This window comes from Desulfobacter hydrogenophilus (assembly GCF_004319545.1).
In the GTDB taxonomy this organism is placed as follows: domain Bacteria; phylum Desulfobacterota; class Desulfobacteria; order Desulfobacterales; family Desulfobacteraceae; genus Desulfobacter; species Desulfobacter hydrogenophilus.
On record NZ_CP036313.1, the window covers coordinates 4,160,603 to 4,185,767 of the forward strand.

Annotated in this window: 17 protein-coding genes; 7 read left to right on the plus strand and 10 right to left on the minus strand. The window is 45.6% G+C overall.

From position 1 onward, the window contains the following. Positions 1-1,340: 1,340 nt before the first annotated feature. Genes brxL through EYB58_RS18525 form a run of 9 tightly spaced genes read right to left on the minus strand, consistent with a single transcriptional unit; the run spans position 1,341 to position 16,171 of the window. Entirely contained in the window at positions 1,341-3,398 is a 2,058-nt protein-coding gene (brxL, locus tag EYB58_RS18485) for a BREX system Lon protease-like protein BrxL (RefSeq protein ID WP_111959619.1), read from the minus strand. Between the two features lie 13 nt (positions 3,399-3,411). Next, a complete protein-coding gene (pglZ, locus tag EYB58_RS18490; RefSeq protein ID WP_111959621.1) occupies positions 3,412-5,910 on the minus strand; it encodes a BREX-1 system phosphatase PglZ type A in 2,499 nt (832 codons plus the stop codon). Continuing rightward, a complete protein-coding gene (gene pglX, locus EYB58_RS18495) occupies positions 5,907-9,458 on the minus strand; it encodes a BREX-1 system adenine-specific DNA-methyltransferase PglX (RefSeq protein WP_111959622.1) in 3,552 nt (1,183 codons plus the stop codon). Before pglX ends, pglZ begins: the two co-directional genes overlap by 4 nt. Positions 9,459-9,462: 4 nt before the next feature. Beyond that, on the minus strand, positions 9,463-10,002 hold the full coding sequence (locus EYB58_RS18500) for a hypothetical protein (RefSeq protein WP_111959624.1): 540 nt from the start codon (positions 10,000-10,002) through the stop codon (positions 9,463-9,465). Continuing rightward, positions 9,999-11,174, minus strand: a complete 1,176-nt coding sequence (locus EYB58_RS18505) for an AAA family ATPase (protein WP_111959626.1) — start codon at positions 11,172-11,174, stop codon at positions 9,999-10,001. Before EYB58_RS18505 ends, EYB58_RS18500 begins: the two co-directional genes overlap by 4 nt. Then, a complete protein-coding gene (brxC, locus tag EYB58_RS18510) occupies positions 11,171-14,737 on the minus strand; it encodes a BREX system P-loop protein BrxC (RefSeq protein WP_111959628.1) in 3,567 nt (1,188 codons plus the stop codon). Before brxC ends, EYB58_RS18505 begins: the two co-directional genes overlap by 4 nt. An 11-nt stretch (positions 14,738-14,748) precedes the next feature. Beyond that, positions 14,749-15,339, minus strand: coding sequence for a DUF1788 domain-containing protein (locus tag EYB58_RS18515; protein ID WP_111959654.1), 591 nt, complete (start codon positions 15,337-15,339; stop codon positions 14,749-14,751). Between the two features lie 20 nt (positions 15,340-15,359). Further along, positions 15,360-15,971 carry a DUF1819 family protein gene (locus tag EYB58_RS18520; protein WP_111959630.1) on the minus strand — a complete coding sequence of 204 codons (612 nt, stop codon included), beginning with the start codon at positions 15,969-15,971 and terminating at the stop codon, positions 15,360-15,362. Further along, positions 15,968-16,171, minus strand: a complete 204-nt coding sequence (locus tag EYB58_RS18525) for a helix-turn-helix domain-containing protein (RefSeq protein ID WP_428840409.1) — start codon at positions 16,169-16,171, stop codon at positions 15,968-15,970. The genes EYB58_RS18520 and EYB58_RS18525 overlap by 4 nt, the downstream gene beginning before the upstream one ends. A gap of 543 nt (positions 16,172-16,714) precedes the next feature. Here EYB58_RS18525 and recD2 point away from each other — a divergent pair. After that, positions 16,715-19,192: an SF1B family DNA helicase RecD2 gene (gene recD2, locus EYB58_RS18530; RefSeq protein WP_111959634.1), complete on the plus strand. Its 2,478-nt coding sequence runs from the start codon at positions 16,715-16,717 to the stop codon at positions 19,190-19,192. 145 nt (positions 19,193-19,337) lie between these two features. Beyond that, positions 19,338-19,622: an HU family DNA-binding protein gene (locus EYB58_RS18535; RefSeq protein WP_111959656.1), complete on the plus strand. Its 285-nt coding sequence runs from the start codon at positions 19,338-19,340 to the stop codon at positions 19,620-19,622. A gap of 64 nt (positions 19,623-19,686) precedes the next feature. Here the strand turns inward: EYB58_RS18535 and EYB58_RS18540 are convergent, their stop codons facing one another. Next, on the minus strand, positions 19,687-20,118 hold the full coding sequence (locus EYB58_RS18540; RefSeq protein WP_111959636.1) for a recombinase family protein: 432 nt from the start codon (positions 20,116-20,118) through the stop codon (positions 19,687-19,689). A 418-nt stretch (positions 20,119-20,536) separates the two neighbouring features. Between EYB58_RS18540 and EYB58_RS18545 the strand changes: the two genes are divergently transcribed. The 5 genes from EYB58_RS18545 (at position 20,537) to EYB58_RS18565 (ending at position 25,164) form a co-directional block, all read left to right on the plus strand. Further along, a complete protein-coding gene (locus EYB58_RS18545) occupies positions 20,537-21,220 on the plus strand; it encodes a putative quorum-sensing-regulated virulence factor (RefSeq protein ID WP_131072111.1) in 684 nt (227 codons plus the stop codon). A 51-nt stretch (positions 21,221-21,271) separates the two neighbouring features. After that, entirely contained in the window at positions 21,272-21,865 is a 594-nt protein-coding gene (locus EYB58_RS18550; protein ID WP_111959640.1) for a hypothetical protein, read from the plus strand. A 5-nt stretch (positions 21,866-21,870) separates the two neighbouring features. Further along, positions 21,871-22,074 carry an HU family DNA-binding protein gene (locus EYB58_RS18555; RefSeq protein ID WP_111959642.1) on the plus strand — a complete coding sequence of 68 codons (204 nt, stop codon included), beginning with the start codon at positions 21,871-21,873 and terminating at the stop codon, positions 22,072-22,074. Positions 22,075-22,101: 27 nt separating this feature from the next. Next, positions 22,102-22,341: a YheU family protein gene (locus EYB58_RS18560; RefSeq protein ID WP_111959644.1), complete on the plus strand. Its 240-nt coding sequence runs from the start codon at positions 22,102-22,104 to the stop codon at positions 22,339-22,341. A 1,143-nt stretch (positions 22,342-23,484) separates the two neighbouring features. Beyond that, the gene (locus EYB58_RS18565; RefSeq protein ID WP_111959646.1) at positions 23,485-25,164 is read left to right on the plus strand and encodes a ShlB/FhaC/HecB family hemolysin secretion/activation protein; all 1,680 of its coding nucleotides are present in this window, start codon (positions 23,485-23,487) and stop codon (positions 25,162-25,164) included. Position 25,165 lies beyond the last annotated feature (1 nt).

The window sequence follows — 25,165 nt, forward strand, 5'->3', positions numbered from 1 at the left end:
GTTCAACAATCGGATAAGATCGTGGTTCGTTCCTCACACGATCTATCCTTATTCGTTCGGATAAATAGACTACCTATTCAAGGGTACCAGTGCCACTTCATTCACAGTTGATTCAACAAAGGCAGTAGAAATGATTTCTCCAGGCCCATGCTTAGGACTGCGGATTTAACTATTTCCTAAATTGAGCGTTTGACTTGCTTGATTACAGGTCTTAAATAAAAACACTTTCGGGTGTTATTAAATCCTCAATCCTTAGGGTTTGCCACCGGTTTGGTATGGTCTCACACTCATAGATTCAAACAGAAAGTCACTGCAAATAATATGCCGTGTATTTTTCCAGTATCTCCACCAATATGCTGACAGTTTATATTCGAAGCCTGGATAGCATTTTGATCAATCATAGAGTAAGGAGACCCCAATGGAAATGGTAAGTTGATGTTACAAAATTTGGCATATCATGTGACAGAAATTGGTTGAATACATCGGAAAGGCCGTTTTCGTTGATACTTTTATCTCACTGTAATAATTAAAAATAGTTTATTTTGGCGTAAAATCAGTCATAAATTTAGTTTCAAAAAACTTACAATAGAAAACATTGGCTATAATTTTTATTCCATTGAATGTTTTGGTATTCTGGCTTTTTTTATTTCAATGGGCTTTAATTTACTAATACCTCTTGGACAAGGGCGTTTCCTGAAAAACAGTTGCCGGATTTTGAATAGTCTCTGTGTCCGAAACTTGCAATAGGGTATTTTGGCACAACGCCCGAAAAGGAGCATTTTGTGATCCAGCCCTCAACTGGCGACCTTGATCGACTCTACTTTGGCGCTTTTCATGGCCGTACACCGCCTTAACGCCCAAAGAACGTCAAGCCGATCTCTCATTTTGATGGTGGCCGTTGCGAACTCACCAAAGCCCAGGATCGGGGGATGCCATCGACATTCAAGAAATTATTTAGGAAATGGTCAAAGGCGCGATCAGTGAAAAATTTGACGCATAATCTCCAAAATATACCTTTTCGGGCGTTGTGCCAAAATACCCTTCTTCTTCCCTTGGCCGCCGCTCTACCGCCAGCGGCGCGTTCAGCCTTAATTTCCCGCTCCATCTGGGAAATAACGCCCATGCTTCATAAACTGTATCTCAGAACAGCGACCCTCCTGTTAGGCCAATTCAGATCGCTATGATTCGAATAATGGCTCGTAGACTGGCTTTCGAGGGATAAAAGGGGAAATGTTTTTCAGACACGCTCTTATGGCCGAAGAAAAAAACTAAAAGATACCAGATCTTGTGGCCAGACAAATCCACGGAATTTTCAGTCGTTATTGTATTTTGAAATCCATTCAATTGCCAGCCTCAACACCCTCTGATTTTATAAACGTTACCTCGAACGCCTTGCAAGGCCGAAACTGCTGCAGTCGATTTGTGAAAGTAAAAGCATCATTCATCTCATAATGCTGAAAGATATCGAGACCTCGATCAAGAGATATTTTCCAACCGCAGTCGGTCACTATGTGGCGGGCATGTATGGTGCCAGTGTCGTCGAATTCCCAGGTGAAATTGATCCCCAAAGCCCTGGCAGACTTTTTCATCTTTTCTAAGTTTTCCTTCTGCTGTTCACTTTTGAAATCATCTTCCGAAGTCAATAGATGAATGTCCACTTCCTCGTCCGGTGCCTTATGTTTAACTACCGTTTCCAGAAATTCCATGAAATTACGCATCTGGTAGAATAAACGGATGTACGGATCGGTAACCGTAATCTCAGTCGCACCAATGAGATAGGGGCCTAACAGCGTATCAAAAGAGATTCCTTTCTGGTTTTCCTGAAACGTGAGATGTTGCTCCTTGAGAACTGTTAAGGGTTGGTGATTAACCGGTTGCACGATGGGTTCTGCCGTATCGGGTATTATACCATCTTCTTCCACAGCAATGGTTTTGTGGTAGTGGTTGGGATTCTCCTCTTCTTCAAGGGTGGTGACAGGGTTGTTTTTTCCCTCTGCATCGATATAGGAAAAACAGACATTGTTGTATGTAGAATCCATTCGCATCAATTGGTCTTTGACACGTTTTCGGCCTTCAATGGCAAACCGTAACAGTTCCTCTATCTCTTCCTTGGTCGCCCCGTCATGCGGGAAGAGAATTTTCATTAGGCCTGAAAATGTCTTGTTGATACCATCACGATCTCGGGTTGAAATATCGGAGGAGAGGGTAAAGTGCTTTTTGTATCGGTCCGAGTAATCATAATTGCGCAGCGAACGCAGGATTTCGGCCAGATAGTCCACTACAAACCCGTAACCGCTGGAAAACATTTCGCCTCGGATGATGTCAACTTCCCAGCCAGGGATATAGAAATGGATGCGGTCGAGGAATGCTGAGTCGTAGAATTTTTCGGGTAGTTCGCAAAATAGGTCTGAGTGTTTGAGCATGTATGGCACTGTGTGTTGGGTGTTGCCCACAAAGACCATAGATGCCTCAGCACCCAGCGTCTCAACGCCGCGTGAGAAGGACTTGTTGGCCATGTAGTTCTTCATGATGTCGACCAAAGCCTTGTCCACGCGTTTTTTCTTTCCGGCAAACTCGTCGAAGGCAACACAGTCCCAGTAGCCGACCAGACCGATTTTTCCAGTAGAGTTATTTACGAACAGCTTTGGAACCGTGACCTCTCCGCCGGAAATCAGAATGCCGTGGGGTGAAAACTCTGAATAGATGTGTGATTTGCCGGTTCCCTTAGGGCCAAGCTCAATCAGGTTGTAATTGCGCTCACAAAATGGGATCAGGCGGACCAGCTGGGTCAGCTTGCTGCGTTTGCCGAACATATCTGGGTTGAAGCCGATGCTTTGAACAAGCAGGTCAATCCACTCGTCGGTAGTAAATTGTTTACGTGCCTCTACGTAATCATCAAAACTGAAATGAGATAGCTGAATCGGCTTGAGCGTCGACATGATCCAGGGGCTGGCGTTCTTTTCTTCGGTGAATTCATATTCGATGTCTGCAATACACCACACACCGCTGACCAGCAGCTTGGGGTGGATCTTGACCGTACCCGAATCTACCAGCACCTTCTTGATGCCGAGATTGGAAAACTCCGCCTCGTAGACATCTGCCTTGTCGTTCAGCGCCACGCTGATCTTGTCGATTACCTTGTAACGCCCCTTCTCTTTGATATTCGAGCGGACCAGCCCCGCTTCGTTGCGATGAACGTAATGCTTGCGCAGTATCTCTTTGACCGTCTTGATGCCGGTCTGGATACTTGCCTCATCACAGGTGGCGCAATACTGCCCCAGTAGGTATTCCAAAACGTAGGAGGGAACAATGGCGTTTCCTTTAACCGTCTTGACAAGATCTTTACGGACAACGAGTCCTGGGAAGTGTGTGTTTATTTTCTGGTCAAGTTCGTTCATTGGTCACCTATCCTTAAAAGTCGAAATCGCTGGTAAATGAGCGCCGCATCAAGTACCGGAGCGTCTTGTATTCTTTATAATGTGACGTCCCCGCATGCTTTTCCTCTAAACGAAGAATGACCTCCTGACCGTTGACGTCGTCGGCCTTACGGGTCAGTACAAAGCGTACCTGTAGTTCTCGTTCCCGGGGATTATCCGAGTATAGGTCGAAGGTAAGGTCGTGGCTGTCGGAGATCAGGTCACCTGCCTCCGTATAGATACCAGCCCGCAGCACACGCGGCTGGATTTTATCCGTTACTGGTCCGGCCTGGTACATGGTCACCGCCAATTGCCCGGAGGTAATCACCGAGCTGGCTCCGCGTAGTATATCCACCTCGACGGTGGTCACATCACTTTTGCGCCTTTTATTAATCTTTAGTACCGGGATCACCACCTCCTGCAACGATGCTCCGCCATGCACAAAGCGAGAGCCTGAACCCTTCAGGCGCAGGCGGTTAATCGACTTGGGAATCTGCACCTCCACCTCACCAGTAAGGCCAAGTTGCTCGGAGGTGAACTTGTGCAGGCTATGTGCTTCGGCAAGTCCCTTGCCCAGCACGAAGCGGCGGTCACGAAACAGAATATGATCGCCCTCGGCATCCACTCCGGAAAAGTCACTTTCATCAATAGCTCGGTTTTGGTAGATGAAGCCGTGATCAGCAGTAACTAAGAAGTTGTATAAATTGGCATTGTTTAGTTTTTTGATTAGACGAATGAGTTCTTGCAGGCTGTCTTCTACTGCTTCGAAAACCCGCTCCTCAGACTCCCGCTTGTCTCCGGTGGCGTCGATTCGGTTATGGTAGACGTAGATCACGTCATGATCGCGTACCAGCGCCCGGCAGTCGTCTCCCCTCATAGCCATCAATTCATCGGCCTTGCAGGCCGTTGCACGAGCCCCCGCGGATTGACCGAGAATCTTGATGCGGTTTGCCGTTCCCTGAGAGCTTTGCCCATCTACCAACACACTGCCGGTTTCGTTGTTAGCAATCGCCAGCACCTCATTGGGCAGTAGCGCCGCCATACCGAGCTGAGTGTAGCTGGGCAGCATTGAAAGTGCTGGTTCCAGTTCAGCACTGTACCGATCTTCCTGGCGGATGAGACTCAGCAGCTCATCTCCGATTTCATAGCGCATGGCATCGGAGATAATCACGCAGATCTTGTTGTCCTTGCGCAGGAAGGGACGCACCCAGTGCTTAAAAAAGGTCTTCTGTTTGATCACTGGAAAGGCTTCCCATTTGGATGCCTCATCAACAAAAGTCTGGAAGCGGTCTCCCAGCTTGAGCAGGTAATTGTTGGCGTAGAGATTTTCAATCTGATCAGTGAGGCTGCCTATCAGTGATGCCTGCCCAGACATGCGCACGTGAAATGTGAACTTGCGGTAGAGTTGATCGAGCCGGTACCAGAATCGGCTGTAGCGTTGAACGCCTTCGGCCAGACTGTCCATGGTGAGTTTAACCTCGGCCAGGGCATGGGTAAACTGGGCCGCGTAATCGACAGTCTCGTACAAATGGCGGTATTCTTTATACCAATGACTTTGCCGCCGCTGGCGGATCCAGAGCGATACATCCGGGCTTGTGACCGTGGACGATGCCACAGCCCGGACCAAATCACTGATGATTTTCTGATCGATCAGGCGAAAATAATCCAGTTCCATCAATTCTCGGAAATCCCGTTTGGCCAGATCCTGTTCAATGCCAAGAACCTCCGCACACTCTCCAGAGAGAGCTTCAAAACCGCCTTCAAACTGACGACTGTCTTTCCAACGCTTGAGATACACCAAAGCGTCTCCGGTCAGCTTCACCTGACCGTCAGTGCCCATGGCATAGCATGACTTGAATAGCTCGATTGAAAAATCACGGATACCCGGCTCGCCAGACTTGTAGCCATAGCAGCGAGTCATCTGTTCCCAGAGGAACCCATCGAGGTTGCACCGGCCGACCAAGTTGATCTTTGCATCCCTACAGTTAGCCAGTTCCTGTAGCAGGTTTTCCACCACCGCATCCATGCGAGGCTCACTGCCTGTGCATACCGCCAGCATCTTCAGGCGAATCTGTCCTGCGGTGTCGTCTGAGTTCAGCATTTTTTTGAGGGCATCTTTGCGTTTGACTGCCTGGAAAAACTCTGCATGGGCCTGCACTACATCTGTGAACTCCAGGCCAAGTGCAAGCTCGGACAGCCAGATGGCTACCTGATCAGTGCGGAACTCGCCGTGGGCCAGTTGTACATCCAGTAGCCAGTTATCCATATCAGGAGGCTGAGGGCCTTCTCGGTAGAGCAGGAATTTCTGTTCTGGCTGTTCTCGCAAAATCCGGTATTTGATGCCGTACTCGTTGTTGGTGAGTTCCAGCTTCTCGACACAGGGCAGCGACAACGCCTCAAAGTCGCCACGCAGTTCCTGCTTGGCATCATACCAGAAGATTATCCGGTACCGGTCAAAGAGTTTGGTCAGGGCCTTGGCTATACGGTTGTTCATTTGCTAAGTCCGGTTATTTTCTTTAAAGCTTTGCCGAATTTGGGGTAGTTGACCTTTACGCCATCATCAAGGTCGATATCTACCTGCTCGGTGGCCAACGGGTAGAGCACATCGTGCTCGTATTCCTCCATCTCGGCGATCATTTTGGTTATCTTTTCGATCTCCTTGATGGCTCGGGTCTTCTCAGCTTGGCTACTGCTTGCACTGATGCTGACAGCCTCCAGATGGTTTTTGTGGGAAGTAAGTTTGGTGCTGAACTCGCGCAGGTAGTCGTTGAGTACCACGCTGACCGTATCCGGGCGGTATCGGTGCATGTATATTAGCGCGTTAAAGCTGCCCTTGGGGCTTGAAAACAGCCAGTAAATGGGACGCTTCTTGTAGCGTTTCCAATGGTCGATGTAAAATTCACTGAGAAAATAATTGCGGATGCTGTAGTTGCGTTTGCCCTTAATATTAAGCGCCTTTTCAACAAACTCTAAGTTTTCCTCGTAGTGGGCCTCACCAAAGGTCACACGCAGGAACTTGCGGAACCGTTCGGCAATGTCATCAGAGAACCAGTCGCCGTTTAGCAAGGGGATGACGTTGTCGTCATCAGCCTGAAAACGAGGCTCCGAAATCCTTTCCAAATAATTTTCTATACTCTCGCCTTGGTTTGCCAAAATCAGCCCCGGCTTTTCCAACGCGTAACGGCCAAACATACAGCCCACAGCATAGGAGACCAACTCGCGCATAGTGTCGGCCAGTAGCAAAGCTTCAAGTTCTTCCTCGCTTTTGTCTTTACCATAGCGGTAATGCGGGTTACAGGTTAGGGTGATCTCGTTGAGCGGCACCTCGGGTGTAAGCTCATCCTGTAGGCCGTAAGCATTGATAAAAATAAGGTTGTTTTCTTCCTCCAACCGCTGCATCTCCAGTGCTATCTTTTGCCAATGGGCGCGTAGCTTCTGATAGGTGGCCTTCAGGGTTGGCTCGTGGTAGTCGGGATTTATGAGAGGCGGACTGGTGAAGCCCCAGGAGATTTCATAGGAATCCCAATCCCTTTTCGAAATGGCAACCAAACTGAATTGTTCGGTTGATCTTCTCTGCACGGTTAAGGTCGATGGACATTTATATGGTACGCGAGAAAGATCACCAACTTGAAACGTTGAGGTTGGATTAACGCATTTCATGAATGCTGGCATTAGCTTGCTGCAGAGGAGCGAAAGGATGACATCAATCCTTCCCTCAAAAGTTGGAATGCCAGAAGATCCCTTTACATCGAATAGAAAGCCTTTTGGAGAATACCGGGCTGCAAATGAATTAGTGGTTATATCTGACCATGTAATGCATTCTTGGAACATGCGGTCTAAATTCTGAATATATCTCGACCAATGTTTGCCGGCATTTCTTTTCCTGGCGAACTCTTTAAGCTCAAACCCATTATTTTCCCAATTAAGAATAAATGATTGGTTCCCATACCACTTTCTATATGATCCGCCTTTATTGTATGGGAACCACCTTTGAGGTAACTCCTTAGCAGATTCAATAGAATCGCATGAAAAATAAATCCCTTGAAATGAAACTTCAAACCATTGACGTAAAAATCTATCATTGTCTCCAGTATTAAGACCGACCGCTGGTTTGAAAACATCCTTAATTGCAGGAAGAGCCTGAAAGTTACGTCGGAAATTTTGAGACAACCAATATGCTATTGGCGCCCCAGTAATTGAAACAAACTCCTTAGCCGAAGTGGAATAAATTGGCCTACTACCTGCCGCTGCGTCAAAAAGCAGATTCTTTTTCTCGTTTTCTGATCTTCCATCTTTTAAGTCAATAAATCGACCGTAAAGACTTATATTTACAGCATTATGCAAGATGAAGGCGGTTGTAGAAACAACCTCTCCACTGATGCTGTCGAATGCATTGGTTCCGAGGTGAGCCATATCTTGAACAGGAGCATTTTCAAGAATCTTTCGCCGTAATTTCTCATGACGAGAAAGGAACATCCAACTCTGCATCGTGATCATGGCGACCGAGCCGAATTTTTTTGAGAGTTCAAGATTGCGCTCAATAAACATAGCAAATAAATCAGATTTGCTATCCGGGTAGTTATCCTTGACCCATGCTGATAATTTTGGATTCATCCCCTTACCTCCCATATACGGCGGATTGGCAATCACCACATGGTATTTTGGGCTGAGGTAATCGGCCTGCCGCAGGGCTTGCAGTACCTTCTGATGGGTCATGTTGAGGAATAGATGCCCGGAAGTGTTTTTTGATTCCAGAGTCTTGAGAATATTGCTCACATCGTTGGCCTCCGGGCGAATCAGGGATCCGAAGTTATCGGCCTCTTCGAATTGGCGCAGGGTGGATAATAGTTGTACGGTGAACAGGTCATGTCCCAAAAAATCCGTGTAGTCTTTAAGCTCACCCTCGTCAAACCGGATATTTTCCAGCACGCAGATGTTCGGCTTGATCCTCTTATTGAAGAACCGGCGCTGTTTTGCCCGGGCCTTCATAGTCAAGGCAAAGGCAGCCAATTCTCCGGCGCGTTCATCAATCTCAATGCCGTAAAGGTTGTGAGTGAGAATCTTCTCCGGGATTTCTGCAGGTTCGTAGCCTTCCTCCTCATAGATGGCATATAGCAGTTCAAAGGCGTAGGTGAGCATGTGGCCGGAGCCGCAGGCCGGGTCGCAAATTTTGATATCTTCGGGTGTTGCAATGCGCAAGAAATCAGTTTCAACCTGCTTATCACCCGCAGGGGGGATGTAGTAATCCATCTGCTTAATCAGCTTGGAGTCGGGGCGATTGAGCAGCCACAGGCGGCCCAAGGAGTTTTCCATCAGGTAGCGCACAATATAATGAGGAGTGAAGAGCTGGGTGGCGGCGGGAATATTATCTGGAGTAATCTTTTTATTTTTCTTGAGCCCCGTGAACACATCATCTTTCTTCTCAGAGATGTAGAACTGGTAAAGCCAGCCGATCACCTCCACATCCTTACAGACATCGGTTGTCATTGCCTCGCGGGTATACGCCAGGATGGAGTTGCCCAAGAGCAGGTCCTCTGGCATCAGCAATTCGGTGTAGTCATCAATACGCTGAAACAGGAACGGCATGGCCTTATTCCAGAAGTTGCAGGCAGCAACCACCAGCATGCGGTAGGCCTTGCCCTGAGGATCACGGCTGGGCGATTTGCCGTCGAGAAGGGCAAAGATCTGCTGCCTGGCTTTCTCCGTCACCATCTCCTCATCGATGTACCCCATCTTAGCCTCGGCGAGGATTTCAGGCTGGAATTGCCCCTCAGCAGGAGACACCACGCCGATGCGGCTATATCGGTTGGTATCCATGAAACGCAGGGCACAAAAACGGTTGAACCAGATATAGGCCACCCGTTCAATGACCTGTTCCTTACCGTTGGCGTTGATCGCCTCTTCCAACTTCTTGATGGCCTCCGTGCTTCCACGTTGGGCTGCGCTTTTCTCTGCCTGCACCAGTTTTACCTTAGCAGAGACTTGCTCCATAAGGCTGCGCCGGGCGAACTGGGCGAATTTTTTGAGTTTTGCTGTTTTCATCTATTTAGGCTCCTCCGGCTGCAGCATCGGCCAAGCGAGTGACAGGCCATTTCGGGAAGTTTTCGTTCCATTTGTCCACGTTTACGACCTGACAGCTTTTGGCCAGGGCCAGGACCCAGCGGCGTGATGCTTTACCTACAGGTAACTCCCGCTTCAAAGATTTCTGCATCCGGCTGTTCAAGGCGTTGTCAAAGGTGAGCAGGCAGACGTAGTGAACAGGCTTTTCCACCTTCTGTTCGGCGTACCGATAGAGGTAGGAATCCCTGAATTTGTATTTCAGATAGTTCTTCAGCCACTTGAAGCTTTTTTGCCGTAGTTTTCTCTCCTCATCAGTCGCCGCGCCAAGGACGTCGTAAATAGACGAGTCATAATAATCCTTCATTTCCACGTAAACATAGGCTTCTTCAAACTCGGCAACGATGTCAACGCCTTTCATGGGTACACCGTGGAATGAGTGTTTTGAGCTGTCCGTCTCGTCAAAAACGAACGCATCCAGAGCATCCTCAAATCGAAATTCGAAACCATCAGCCTCAACAATCTTCATTTACCGAGGCCTCCCATGTCGTTTTCGATCTCCTGGTTGATGAGAAATCCAAAGGCCTCATCAATTGGATTTGGCGTTATCTCCTGATAGTCCTCGGTGAAGGCAACTTTGATCTCGGATGTTTCCGGGTCACAGTAAAGGCTATGGAAAAGCACATGGTCATCTTTGCCCTTGTCCATGAGCAAGTCGAACCATTTGAGCAGGACATAGTCATGGGTTGCCAGAATGATCTGCTGGCCGTTGCGTGCCAGCTCCAGCAGGATACGCACGATTCGCTCCATTAGTTTAGGATTCATGTTTGACTCAGGTTCATCCCAGAACAGTGGGCCACTCAAACCGGGGAATACTGTTCCGTTGCTCAAGAGTCGATGCAGAATACCAATCTTTCTGAATCCTTCTGCTGTCATGCTGCTTGAATACAGATGCCCAGTCGTTGCCATGAACTCAGTAACTATGGAATCTTGGTAAATCTGTGCGGCTTTGGCTTGTGTTCGTTTGGGCGATGGTTTCTCAACATATTTGCCCTCCTGAAAGCAAAAACCACCATTATCCCACTGATAGCGTCCACCGATTAGGTTAACCAATTGTGGAATAATTGTGTTAAGACGTGGATCAAGGTTGATTTTGGCCTCTATATCTTCATGAGGAGATTTCATCAATGCATTTGCCAAGTCCACATATCCGTCATCAAAAATAAGGTCTACAGTGTTTTGATCATGGTTTTCATCGGTCATTCCTTTCACCAGGGAGAGGACTTCCTTGGTCGGGATAAAGATAGCTTCGGCTTGGTACTGCTCGAAGTTGACACGATCCTGGATGGCCAGCTTCTTGGAATTGTTGAAAAAGGTCGCGGCAATTTCTTGCCCCTGAACGAACCGAGCCGACAGATAGGCCTTGTCGGTCGCTCCCTGACGATGCATTTTGCCGAATTTGTCATCCAGTGGCATGAAAAGGCGGCACAGCTTGGCTGTCAGCATCTCTTCGATCTCTTTTTCACTGGTATCATGTTTGCTTTTAAACATCGGCGCACCAGCGCAAAGGCTGTAGGCTGCCTTGAGCAGATGGGTTTTTCCCGTGCCATTTTCACCAATGATCACATTGATCTTGGGTGAAAAATCCAGTGTAAGGTCTTTGAAAACCGTGAAATTCTTCAGTTCGAGTCGTTCAATCATATTTGAATCCTTTTGCCTTTTCGAATTTCTTCCAGCAGTGCCTCACGCATGGATGCAAGATAGCCATCCACATCAGTCTCGTCTGCCAGCCAGGCTTTCTCGAATGAGACCTTTACTGACCGGCTTGGCACATACTCGATGCGAGGGTCGGGTTTGGGCGGTGGCGTGGGTGTACTGCCTTTATCTGGAGTGCCGGTTCTGCCGGTTTCAGGTGCAGACTTCGGCGATGGTGCCGGTTGTGCCCAGCTTGTTATCCGAGAGAGCTGACGCTGATATTCGCCTTCTTCAAACCGGCGCAGAGAGTCCCGAATAACGGCAATCAACTTCTGACGCCCAATAGAAGCTTTAAATTCGCTGAAAGGTTGGGTGATCTGCTCCTGCTGCTCTCCGTTTAAAGTAGCGAATTCAACCATGCCACAGAGACGGCTTTTGAGGTCATCAACCGTCTCCTCGGCGTTGGCAATCTCGGCCCTAATCTGGGCGTCGACTTTCTCCTGTAGGGTTTCGACTTGAGTCTTGACCTGCTGCATACAATTGCCTTTAAAGCATTCCGGATCGTTTAGGCTGGCGACTACCTGAGTAGCTTCATCACCCTCGATATAGGCAAAGTTGGGTTCCTGGGTTTGGACAAATTTCCGGGCGTTATCAAAGATCCTTTTCAAAGGTCCGTTCATGAACTTTCGGGCCGAGTCAATGACGCCTTCTTTCATGTCGAGCAGCGTGTCTTCCTGACGGGGAAGTTCGGTGAGATACCAGGTATATGGCTTGCCGGAGAGTCCTTTAAGTTTTTCAAGCACCGGTGTCAATGTATTCAGAAACGGATACTGGGATGCCTGAGCAGCAAGCGGAGTGAGTTGATGTATGAGTTCCTGGAGTGCTGTTCCGGTTTCCAGGCCGAGCGCCTTTGCCTCGGAGGCAGCGGGCGGGGCGTCGAAGAAGTCCTCAAAAAATTCCTTGAGGACTCGGACTTGAGACGCGGTAAATTCGACTTGGGGTTCCAGTACGACATTGCCGTGACCATGGGTGTTGCGCAGGGCTCGTTCCAGGTCTCCCTCTTCCAATAAATTGCCGTCGGTACGGACCTCGACCTTACCACGGACACACAGATGGGCCAGGGTGCAAAGCACGGCAGCGTAGTACCAGCCGTATGGTTTGCGCTCGAATTTTTCCAGCATGTTTTTCAGTGTGGTGCGCACGCCACCCCGGTTATTGCTCTGGATGAATGCCAAAAGTTCCTGTTCGGATTCGGCCAGAGCGGTGGCATTATTGCCAAACAGCCCCTGTTGTGAAGCTTTTAGGCATTTGGCAATGTCGTTTTCATTGTAGGTGATGCCGCGCAGCATGCGAAGGTTTGGATATGTACGGGAGACGAGCTCGTGGAATCCTCCTAACACACGGGTCTGAGTGTCTTTGGAACCGATTTCGATGTCGGCACCGGCAACGAACAGTTTGGCTTTGCTGATAAGGCTTTGGATGGTCTTTTGAAGTTCGGTATACCGTTCTTGGTTTTGGAAGCCCTTGTCGGTTAGAATACGTCTAACCGCCTCCTGTTGGGTGATCGAGATGTTTTGGCGGATGTATTTCTCAGTTCGCTTATACATGAGGATGTCACGAACAAGGCGCTCATCCGCAGGCATCAGGATCAGGAGCTCATCACGTCCCCAACTTTGCATTTTCAGGGTTACTTCATCATCAGTATGTTCGTTGAACGGACTGATGACATGGATGGTCAGCTCATACTCCCGTCCGTACAGCCGATCATCAAGCTTTTTAGAGAATGGGTAGTCTTGGCCGTTCTCAGTATATCGAATCTTTCGATGTTTGATGACGTGGTCAAAAACAATTTTTTCAAGCTCGGCGGCAACATCTGACGACTCCACCTCTGTATTTTTAATTTCCTCCTCGACGTCTTTTTCCTCATCGGTGAGGTACTCATACAGCTCGCCATTACGTTGCACATAGGTTTGCTGTTCCAGAAGACTTAAGGCCTCTTCGACGCGCGTTCTCAATGCGGGTAGATCCTGATTGAAGCAGTCCAGCATCAGGACGCACAGGTTCCGAATCGTCGGTTTAAACTCTTTGACATATTTGACAAGGAATAGCGATTTCAACAAACGGATCGCAAAGGGGCCATCGAGATGATTCTCAGCTTGGATTATGGCGCGCTGGATGTTGGATTTTAACGCAGTGCGAATCCCCTCAAACATCAGATCAAAGGTAGCCAATTGGCCTATTTCATAGTCTCCTATCTGGACAGCTACCTGTTGAAAGACACCCAACATAGAGCGCTCACCCACTGAGCTGTGTTTGCCCTCGAATGCGTTATGATGGGACAGATTTTGAATGGCTGACTGGAAGAGTGCAAACTGATACGGAATAAATGGATAACTGTCAATGAAGTGATCGCTATCCTGAAAATTTCGGTAAGTTTGAGAGCCGTCGGCAAAGTCAAAAAGGGTTTTAAAATTGTTGGACTGGGCCTGATAAATATCCGTTAGGAGGCCAATGCCATCTTCTGTTTTCATAAGCAGGCGCTTCTGGATGACCTCTGATACGTCGGCACTGGTTAACTTCATCCTGTTGGCAAATCGGGCCTGGATTTTGGAGAAATCATTACCTTGCTGTTTCCCCATCTCGCCCACAACCTTCCCCATGTCTTCCTGGGCGGTCACAATGACCCAGGCGCGGCCTCGACATTTGGTTGCCAAACTTTCGGCAATGGTCTGAAGGTTGGTCATCAGTTTGACGTTCTCAGCAATGTACTGCCCGACCTCATCAACAAAGAAATTCAACCGGAATCCTTTTTGATTCTCTTGACTCGATTGCCGTTGGATATAAAAATTTATCTGTTCGGCAAAATCTTCTATGGAGACACGGTATTGGCTCCGGTATTTGTCCAGTATTCCTATGGCCTGCGCCTCACCTTCACCCGTTGCCTGTGCATAAGCTTTGGCAATGTTTTTTGCCTCCAGTAAAGCTTGCTCCCTGCCTTTGTGCCATGTCCTGCCGGCAGTTGCTTCGTAGGCAGATTGGAACTTTTCGTAGAGGCCACGGCTGTCGAGGTCTCGTTCGAACTGGGCAATGTGTCCCTGCTTGCCGTAGTATCCGCACATCTCGTCAAAGACTTTGACAAAAACGGCGAGGAGAGCATCGATCTGTGTTTTACTGATGACGTCCGCTTTCTGGTCGATATTGAACAGAATGCTTTTCGATGGAATGGCAACTGCCCGCTTGAGATCACCGCGCAGAATCTCGTTGTCACCACATTTAGGTAAAAAGAGATCAAGAGTCCGGTCCCCGTTTATCTGCCGGTTTCCGAGCAATAGTGCCAGCATTTTCAAAAGATGAGATTTACCGGACCCAAAGAAGCCGGAAACCCAAACGCCGTTGGCACCTTCGTAATTGTTGTAGGCATCCAGGAAGGATTCAAGCCGTTTTTCAATTTCGTTTGTCAGGACGTATTCTTCAATTTCAAGGCGAAGACTTGCTTCGTCATCAGCTTTAATGACCCCTTCAATCGGTCGATCAACTGGCTTGTGAAAAATAGTTTTAAGCGTCATCATATTTCCCTTGTTTATACTTCGCAGTGAAAGATGTCGAATGCCCGATAGTACTTGTCATCATGAAGCCTTCCAAAAAGATCGAGAGATGCTCCGGACTCCAGGGAATGGGTGTAATCTCCCGGGAAAAACATGACGGTAGGCTTTTCTTTGGCTGTGCTCTGCAGATTATTCAGTACATTGTGTGAACGAATGTAGGGGAACACCTCGCCAACCCCAGAAAGGAAAAGAACATCAAAATCCGTGTTTGCCAGCTTGGCGGCTATGACCGGAACCAAATGCGTCTCTGGATCCAGCACTCCCTGTAGCAGTTCCTTGAGTTCTCCTTTGGAGACAGACGTCTCAATTTCGAGAATCTGATTCCAGATATCACGCTCTTTGAGTATTTCTATGGAAAGGTCATAGAGATTGATCTCAAGGATCCGGACACCAGCCTGTTCAAGACGATTGACCAGCTGATGCTGAAGTCGTTCCATTTCAACGGACTCATCAGACTTGAAAGAACAGATGAAAAACGGCACCTCATTTCCAAGCCCCTGCTTGTTGAGGAAACGTTGACCTGAAATCACAGCATAGAGATGCTGAAATCTGTCTTGCATTGACATTATAGCTATATCTGCTGCCACTAAATCATCCCCTTTAGATCATATTCAAAAACAGGAAAGTACAAAACATCCCTATTGCTGTCTTGCGTAATTACTTCCAACAGCCTCTCACTTAGCATGGCAGCGTTAATGGTATTGTTGGCCGTTAAGAGGTCCGTCTCTCGAAGTATTCTGAATAAGATCTGCCGCAATTTACTTCTCGTGGTTGGGCTAATTCCATCCAATTCTGAGTGCAAATCGGACTTTTGGTTGAAAAAAACGTCGAAATCCTTATGGGTCAAATCCGTCTTCAGGGTGATGTGGCGCTCTCGAAGCACTTCGACGGCAAAATCAGCAATGAATCTGTACCGCCGGCAAACAGCAATCCATAAAATATAGCCTTGCTCTTGATGGTTGCCTTCAACAAAAAATTCAAGCTCACCAGCACTCAGAGTTTTCAGCCGAGAAATGATTTCGCGGCATACTCGTTTGAGCGTATTCAGAGTTCTGGCCTGCAATAGATTTTCTGCAATAATTTTATCTCGAACTAAATTCCAATCGCCAAGTTCAAGATACAGCACTGCCAGCTTCATCGATTCACGGTGAAAGAGACTGCCCGTTGTAAATGACATGCTGTATCTGTTGTTACTCATTCTTTATCTATATTCCTTTTTGCATTATCTGCAGCGCCGCCAGCCTTCACCCAGTCGTCCACTTCATCCTTTTTTAGCTTCCAGAGGCGGCCCATTCGATGCGCGGGCATTCCATGTTTATCAATCCATTTGTACACGGTGTCATTGCTGACCCCGAGGTACTTGCAAATCTCACTTATCGATAACCAGCGGTCTTCCATCTCGGTCATTTCTCAAGCTCCTTTTGGGAGATTGGGTTTAAGCCATAAACTTACCAGAGGCAAAGTTAAGAGTCTAATCGGAGATATCCCGATTAAATCACTTGATGATTATACGAGTTGATCACCCGATGTCAAATGATCTTTACCGATTTAAGCCGACTCTTGTCTAACTTGATGGAACTCAGACACATAATCCGAGTCTCGATCCTATGCCCAAAAATGTCAGGCAAAGTTAAGATATTTTTGAGAAGAAGCCTATCTACAATCTCAGCGTGCTTTCAACCCATGGAGTTGACTTCTTGCGCAATTAGTGGGCGCAATCAAGATTGGATCAAAGAAGACTATTATTAATAGTTATGACCATCCTAAGCCCCGAAAAGTAAAAACGGGCACGCAATATTTAATGTGAATTTGATAAATTTCAAGCAACTCCTCCACGGTATCTTTGGTTTCAGCCCCAGGTTGGTTAACCACTCCACTATTCTTTCAATATTATCTGATTTGGTGTAACTACTGTTACTAAAGCAAAAGGACGAAGGAAAAATGAGGCCACAAGCTGTTAATCATACCGGTGTTATCAATGAAGTCCTTAAAGGGATTGTAGATAGAGTCACATACCATAATCCTGATAACGGATGGTCCATTCTCCGGGTAATGCCGTTCAATAATCCCAATGGTCAAGAAACTGTCATTGTCCACCAAACCAAAGTATTCGCCGGTGCCACAATGGAATTCCAAGGTTCCTGGACTGTTCATCCGAAGTATGGAAGACAGTTTCAGGCAACCGTTGCAAAAGAAAATAAACCTGCCACAACTGCTGCATTGGAAAAATATATTGGATCTGGCTTGATCAAAGGTGTAGGACCTAAAACCGCAAAAAAGATTGTCAAACATTTCCACAAAGAAACTCTGGATATTTTTGAAAAGGACATTGAACGGCTCACTGAGGTTCCTGGAATCGCACATAAAAAACTCGATATGATCAGCGAAGCCTGGACAGAGCATAAGGCGATCCGTGAAGTTATGATGTTTCTCCAATCCCACGGTATCAGCACCCTATTCGCCGTTCGAATTTATAAAGAGTATGAGGATGATGCTATCCGGCTAGTCACTGACGATCCTTATCGATTAGCCAATGATTTTTATGGAATTGGATTCTTTTCTGCGGATAAAGTTGCTTTAAGTATTGGTCTGGAACCTAACAGTCAGCAGAGAATATTGGCAGGTATAAAACATGTCTTGGCTGCCAGCAGGAATTTTGGTCATTGTTACCTGACTGCGTCACAGATTGACAAAGAGGTTAAAGAATTATTGCAGTTGGATCTATCTGAAAAACTGATTGATCTGTTGAAGTTTATGGAAAAAGAAAAACTTCTGATGGTACGTGAACTTTTGCAGGATAATGGATTGACTGAACCATGCTACTACTCAAAATCTTTATTTTTTGATGAACTTTATGTTTCCAGAAGGATATCCGATATTGGTGATCCTCCCCAAATAAATGAAGACAGGGTTGAGAACTGGATATCCAGATACTGTGAAATAAAACAGATTTCACTCAGTCATGAACAAGCGGCGTCCGTTAAAGGAGTTGTTGGTGAAAAGTTCTCTATCCTTACCGGGGGACCTGGCTGTGGTAAAACTACCACTACTTTGGTCATCGTTAAACTGATTGAAGCTATGGGATTGAAGGTCTTATTGGCTGCACCCACTGGCAGAGCTGCACAAAGGATGATGGATGTCATCGGTAAAGAGTCGAAAACCATCCACAGGTTACTTGGATGGCAAGGTGGCAAATTTAAAAAAGACGAAGAGACACCGCTGAAAACAGACTTTCTTATCGTGGACGAATGTTCCATGTTGGATATTAATTTAACGGCGTCATTGTTAAAAGCGGTACCGAAAAATGCCCAGGTATTGTTCATAGGTGATTCTGATCAACTGCCTTCTGTTGGAGCCGGAAATGTTTTGAAAGATATCATTGCTTCTGAATCTGTACCATGTTTCCGGTTAACAAAGATATTCCGTCAGGCTCAGGAATCGTTGATTATAAAATACGCCCACCAGATTAACAGTGGTGATCTCCCCTGGATAAAGTCTCCTTTCAAGAAACCTGAGATTTGGACGGACAAGACAGATTGTTTGTTTTTCGATTCAGATGAGGCTACTCAAGAACAAATCAGTTTTATTGCACGGATAAAACGATTCTACGACTTCCAGGCTGAAATAGAGAACAAAGAATCAGAAGACCTCTATGAGTTTAGGGTCCAGGAGCCAGTGGTACCATATGAGACAGAAATAACAATCCCTAAAAAATTCCAACACGTCAACCTGGATCAAGTTTATCAGGCTGAAACAAAAATTGAAGAGTTGGTTTCTGTATTAAAAAAAGTCCATCCCTGGTCATCATTACATTACAGCCTTTCTGCGTTAGATGTCGTTCGAAATCTTTACCAGGAATGGATTCCCAAATATTATGGAAACTGTGAAATTCAAGTGCTTTCTCCTATGACCAGGGGAAGCCTCGGTACTATCAGCCTGAATAAAATGATCCAGGAAACATCGAATCCCTATATTGAAGGCAAAAAACAATTGAAGGTTGGAGAAAGAATCTTCAGGATTGGTGATAGAGTCATTCACCGGCGTAATAATTATGATCTGGGGGTTTTTAACGGCGACATTGGTGTTATTCAGGATATTGACAACATAGATCTGACCTGTTCTGTTGCGTTTTACCCTGATCTCCGGCTGGTTCATTATAAACAAAATGATATCATGGAACTCGATTTAGCCTATGCCATTACCATACATAAATCTCAGGGCAGTGAATTTGAGGTTGTGATTATCCCTATTTTAACGCAGCACTTTAAAATGTTGTTTCGGAATCTTATATATACAGGGATAACCCGGGCAAAAAAACTGGCTGTATTTGTGGGGACCCGGCGTGCAATGGCAATGGCCGTTCAAAACCAAGACATAAGTAAAAGACAAACAGCACTGCAAGAACTGTTGATAAATTGAATAAACGGTCTCTATGAAATCGTCCCAGCAAAAGTTGCTCAGCAGATAGTAGACCGTAACCCTGATTCTCTGATAGTGCCCCATAAACCGAATGAAAATTTATAGGCATCCTGTCAATTTTAACATAAAAGCGGAGAATGAACATTTGAACAAACTGGAACTGATTCAGACTCTCAAAGAAAAATGCAATCTGACTAAATACGAAGCCAATGAAGTTGTCAGAACCTTCTTCTCTGAGATGAGCAATGCAATGAGCAATGGTGATCGAATCGAAATAAGAGGATTTTGTTCTTTTTTCATCAAAGAATATAAGGGATACACCGGTCGGAATCCTAAAACTGGAGAAAAAGCATTTGTACCGCCGAAAAGACTCCCCTTATTCAAATGCGGAAAGGAACTGAAAGACCGAGTTGATTACCACTCCAAATAGGAGACCATGGGGTGTAATTGCACAGTTGGGTGTAAATCCCCATAGGATTTTATCAAATGTTAACTTACCCAAGGCTTTCAGCTAAAATTTCACTTCCCATTTTGATAGCCGTCATTCCGGCTTTTGTACGCTCACTTATCAGGTCACGTTCAAATTCTGCCAGTGCGCCCATGATATGAAAGACCAGCTTGCCGCCTGTCGTGGTGGTGTCAATTCCGTCCGTCAGGCTTTGAAACCCTGCCCCCTGCGTTTTGAATCGCTCGATCAGATTACACAGAAAGCCCAAAGAACGCCCCAGGCGATCCAGTTTCCAGACAATTATAACGTCACCCTTTCCAATCGCTGAAAGCGCTTGAGAAAGGCCGTCCCTCTCCTTGGCAATACCGCTTATTCCGTCATCGGTATAAATGGTCTCACACCCGGCAGCCGTGAGGGCGTCAATTTGTAAATCAAGATTTTGTTCATCCGTGGAGACACGGGCATAGCCTATTTTCATGCAAATGCTTTTGACATACCCTTTTGGTTATTTCAAGGGACAATTATTTCAAGAGGTTAAACCCCTCCATTTTTTGTGTCAAAAGGGTTCCCTTTTGGGGCCAAAACAAGGTTTCAGCCCACCCACTCCCTTTTTTTTACAGTGTGGACCAGCGGGGCATTTGAACAGAAACTTCCGATTTTGGGCTCTGATTATACGTTACTACGAAATAAGCTGGGCTCTCATTATGCATTAATAGGGGTAACCCCATGTACGTGAAGCTTCTATTTAAATGTTTCGGTATTGCTTTATAAAGGGCAGGGAATGAGGGTGCCACACCATTACAGAAAGATTCATAAATAAGATATATTATTGTATCTTGAATATCATTTTGTTATCCATCCGGAGTGGATTTAAAATAAAAATTTGGAGCAACCCCTTGTTTATATTCCTTGATACTGAAACAACTGGAACTGCAGAAAAAGACAGGTTATGTCAGCTTGCGTATAAGACGGAAACCGGCGAGATTGTTAATGAACTATTCAAACCGCCGTTGCCAATTGCAATTGATGCCATGTGTGTTCATCACATTACAAATGAGATGGTTGAAGACAAACCAGCGTTTAAGGATAGCCCTGATTGTCAAAAATTAGCTGGTTTATTGAGTGATGGTTCGAATGTTCTTGTTGCACACAATGCCAAATTTGATGTTGATATGCTTATCAAGGAAGGTATCAATCCTAAAAAGGTTGTCTGTTCTTTAAAGCTCGCCAGGAACCTGGACCCTGAAGGGAAAATACCCAAGTACAACCTTCAATATTTGAGATATTTCTTGAAAATCAACATTCAGGCAACTGCTCATGATGCTCTGGGTGATATTCTGATTCTTGAAAAATTGTTTGAGCGATTACTGGCAAGGATGAACAAAGATTTTGGGCCAGAGGCTGTCGAAAATAAAATGATAGAAATTTCGAGTAACCCTGTATTATTGAGCAGGATGTATTTCGGAAAACACAAAGGGCAGTTTTTTAGGGACATTCCGAAGGATTATTTGCAATGGTTATCCGGCACAGATTTAGATGAGGATATGCGGTTCACGGTCGAACATCATCTGATGATGTAAAGTTTGGATATTAGATTTACAGTTCGGTTTCAAACCCAAACGAGGGGGTCTATGCAGTATTCTGATTGGCATTTTACTGGCGAGATATACGATCATCCAGCCAAGGATATTTCCTGTGATTTGTGTGCCCATGAGCGGCTACGGTATGAGCATATTATTCAGAATACGAAGACTCAGGAAAAAAAATCTGTCGGGTCAAGCTGCATATTAAAGTTTGCTGAAATCGCTGTTTATGATGAACAGGGCAGGGTGACTACAAACAGTGTTGAACGGGAACAGGCTTTAAAAAAAGCTTTTCAACGCTTCAAATTTGAGCTTTCATTGGTTCCATTGAGGAAACTTTACCGGGTAATGTTCGAAGCCGATCAGAGAAAACTTGCAAATATTGTTGAGTTTGTAAAAGAAAAAGGTTCATTCCCACCAAATGATTTAGTCTGGGTTTTTTCTTCAATGAAAGATAGAGGGATTGGGTACAATCCAGGGTTATATAAGATTTTTTCCAGAGATGTGTCTTCACAAGTTGATTTAAAGATGGCAGTGCAAGAGCCATTGAAATTGGATCGGATATATCACAGCCTTAGTGCAAGCCAGAAGAAAACTTGCGGGATTTCTGAAAAGCCCGCAGGGTCGGGGGGGGGAGTCTAAAACTGATGAGAATTTTCTTTTCTGAGATGACTGATGCGTTTGTTCGCGGTGATAGGGTTGAGATCAGAGGGTTTTGTTCATTTCATATGAAGGAATACAAAAGTTACACTGGCAGGAATCCCAAAACCGGAAAAAAAGTTCAGATACCGCCGAAGAGGTTACCTTTTTTCAAATGTGGGAAGGAACTCAAAGAGAGGGTGGATTATTAAGCCCACTTTTAGACTTGGATTCAAAAAATGGTTGCATTGAAAATTCCATATCATGAATTAAGTCCCGAGCCTCTGCACGGAGTTGTGGATGAATTTGTCACCAGGGACGGCACAGATTATGGTGAAATTGAAGTTTCTTTGGAAACTAAAATTGCTCAGGTGCTCACTCAACTCAGAGAAGGGAAAGCGGTTATTGTCTTTGACCCGGGCACTGAAACCACCACAATACTTTCGAGTAATGATCCGGTTTTAAAGGGGATGGATTGAAAAAAGAATTTAGTTTGAAAAAGGGCAGGGGGGTAAAGTATTCCATCGTGTCTTGCCCTATTGGGCAGATCCAGCTGCAACATTTTTCGAACGTTGGATGGATCTGAAGTTGATAAGTATTGGATAATCACAACAATGCTTTTGCCAGTCCTGCCTTTTTCAAAATGAAGGACAGTCACCAATGATAGACATATCTGTCGCTTTTTACCCAAAGCAACAACCCGGAAAGACAAGTAATCTCAAAGTGTTGAATATTAATAATAGTCCTGGCTTTTAAATGCATATCTGGGGTTAAAATGTTAAAAATCATAGACAATAGTCCGCAGCTCATTATTCTTTCAGGTAACTTACCAGAGAATACTGTCGTGCTTTTTTGTTAGTTCCATGCCCTTCAACATTGTTATATCTCATGGACCATCATAACAATTATGATTTAAGTGCGGAAATCTTTTTAGCTCTGGCTTGTCCAGGTTAGGACTGATCAAGGATCAAGCAATTGTATTCAAGTCAAACTCTGGGGGTCTCCCCAGCAGATCCGGGGCTTACCTATGATAGTTATTAAATGTAAAAACCTTTGTAAAAAAATTAACCAGATTCTCCCTGGACAATAATTGTCAAAAATTTGTCATAATTTGTCATAAATCCTTGTGCAAGTGGGTGTAGGTGTTTCTACCTGCCAAGGAGACAATGATAAATTTATTGTTCTGTTATGATCGAACCTATTTAGATAAAAAGAAACAATACTCAATCGGCTGCATAGTTGTAGTGTGTCTTTGAATTCGAAACATATATATGGCATGCTATTTGCTGGAAAATAGTGTCGCTTAAAAAAACAAAATTCAGCTGATTTGGCTGTTTGCAGTAAAGAGAAGAGTATTAACTGGAATAGAATAGGATATTTGTTATGCAGAATATTATCGATACCAATTGGGACGAAACTATCGCCTTTTAGTATGGGTGGCGGAGGTTGATCTTAACCCTATTTTCTTTCAGAATGCCTTTTATTTTGCATCAGCCCAACTATCGCAAGCATGGGCATCAACAAGGGGCGTGGTGATAGCATCTGGAAAAACTTCCAACATACCAACTATCCTACTTTTTTAGCCTTATTAAATGTGTCTTTAATGCAACAGGGAGGCGTTCTTGCGATTTTTTAATTTTTTTGCCTGTATTTGCCTGATTTTTTCAACAAGTGTTTTTTCATTTGCCGATGTGAAGCTTCCAAGTTCAACAGATCCTGGTCGGATTGAAAAGCAACTCCAACCGACTCCTAAACCGAAATCAGAACCCAGACTGTCCTTACCCGTTCCAGCTAAACAGATTCCTCCTGAAAAGGCGGATGAAATTCAATTTGAACTTTCCGGCATTACCCTACAGGGCAATACGGTCTATAGCGCCGCAGAACTGTTAGGTTACTGGCAGGATCTACTTGGTAAGAAAGTAACACTGACTCAAGTCTATGCCGTTGCCGATGCTATTACGGCACATTATCGCAATGCCGGTTATATTCTGACTCAAGCTATTATACCGCCACAACAGATCAACAACGGAATGGTTCTGATCAAAGTCATTGAAGGCCATGCAAAGGATGTTCTTATTGAAGGGGATGTCAAAGGGAGACAAGGGCTTTTCAATGCCTGGGTAAAAAAAATCAAGGCATCCAAACCATTAAATAATGCCGTCCTGGAACGGTATACATTGATTGCCGGTGATGTCAATGGTCTTACCGTCAAATCAATTATTCGCCCATCAAGAACCACATCAGGAGCTTCCGATGTGGTTCTTGTCATTGAGCATAAGCCCTTAGATGCCGACATCACTTATGACAATCGGGGTACACGAGCCATGGGACCACGTCAAGTTATGGCTAACTTGGGAGCTAATTCGTTATTTGACTTGCTTGAGCAGACCGACCTGACCGTACTGATGACAGACGACTTTGAGGAATTGCGCTATTATGCTCTTCAGCATAGCCAACTGCTGAACTCGGAAGGACTGACCCTTAACCTCTCAGGGAATATCAGTTATTCGGATCTGGGAGATTATCTGGATGATTACGATGTTGAAGGCCGTAATAAATCGTTTAATGTCGAACTGGCCTACCCCCTAATTCGGTCCCGCAACAAAAACCTTTCCTGCAAAACGTCCTTGACCGTACGCCATTCTCGTACCGACACCATGGATGAGCTCCAGTCTGAAGATCGCCTGAGCATTGTCAAAGTCGGCATTGATTACGACTACACCGACAGATGGCAGGGCGTCAACATGGTCAATCTGATGTATTACGGCGGACTGGACATGTTCGGCTCACGGGAAACCGGATCGGATCATCTGACACGCGCTGATGGACACAGCCAATTTGCCAAAGTAACGTTGGACCTCTACCGCAGACAAATCCTGCCCGCCAACTTCAGTTTATTGATCGCTGGAACGGCACAATGGGCGGATGTTTCTCTGCTTTCTTCTGAAGAATTCGGCTATGGAGGTACACAATATGGGCGCGCTTACGATTCGTCATCCATTACCGGAGATCGTGGCCTGGCCGGAAAACTGGAGCTTCAATATATCCGGAGCTTCGGGACTGATCCTTGGAATTATTATCAGCTATATGCGTTCTATGATGTAGGCCGGACGTTTAGCAACTCCCCATTAAAAGATGAAAACACCACGGGACAGTCCGTCGGTGGCGGTGTCCGTTTTGCCTGGAGTCATTATCTGTCAGGATCTGTTGAGGTTGCCCAACCTTTGACGGCTCATATCTCTGAATTGAACCGTAGAGATGATTCCCCCCGTGTCTTCTTTAATGTCACTGCTAAATATTGAA

Coding starts and splice junctions, on each gene's coding strand:
- brxL (WP_111959619.1), bottom strand. CDS start 3,398: ATGAACGAACTTGACCAGAAAATAAACACACACTTCCCAGGACTCGTT.
- pglZ (WP_111959621.1), bottom strand. CDS start 5,910: ATGAACAACCGTATAGCCAAGGCCCTGACCAAACTCTTTGACCGGTAC.
- pglX (WP_111959622.1), bottom strand. CDS start 9,458: ATGAAAACAGCAAAACTCAAAAAATTCGCCCAGTTCGCCCGGCGCAGC.
- EYB58_RS18500 (WP_111959624.1), bottom strand. CDS start 10,002: ATGAAGATTGTTGAGGCTGATGGTTTCGAATTTCGATTTGAGGATGCT.
- EYB58_RS18505 (WP_111959626.1), bottom strand. CDS start 11,174: ATGATTGAACGACTCGAACTGAAGAATTTCACGGTTTTCAAAGACCTT.
- brxC (WP_111959628.1), bottom strand. CDS start 14,737: ATGATGACGCTTAAAACTATTTTTCACAAGCCAGTTGATCGACCGATT.
- EYB58_RS18515 (WP_111959654.1), bottom strand. CDS start 15,339: ATGTCAATGCAAGACAGATTTCAGCATCTCTATGCTGTGATTTCAGGT.
- EYB58_RS18520 (WP_111959630.1), bottom strand. CDS start 15,971: ATGAGTAACAACAGATACAGCATGTCATTTACAACGGGCAGTCTCTTT.
- EYB58_RS18525 (WP_428840409.1), bottom strand. CDS start 16,171: ATGGAAGACCGCTGGTTATCGATAAGTGAGATTTGCAAGTACCTCGGG.
- recD2 (WP_111959634.1), top strand. CDS start 16,715: ATGAGGCCACAAGCTGTTAATCATACCGGTGTTATCAATGAAGTCCTT.
- EYB58_RS18540 (WP_111959636.1), bottom strand. CDS start 20,118: ATGAAAATAGGCTATGCCCGTGTCTCCACGGATGAACAAAATCTTGAT.
- EYB58_RS18550 (WP_111959640.1), top strand. CDS start 21,272: ATGCAGTATTCTGATTGGCATTTTACTGGCGAGATATACGATCATCCA.
- EYB58_RS18555 (WP_111959642.1), top strand. CDS start 21,871: ATGAGAATTTTCTTTTCTGAGATGACTGATGCGTTTGTTCGCGGTGAT.
- EYB58_RS18560 (WP_111959644.1), top strand. CDS start 22,102: ATGGTTGCATTGAAAATTCCATATCATGAATTAAGTCCCGAGCCTCTG.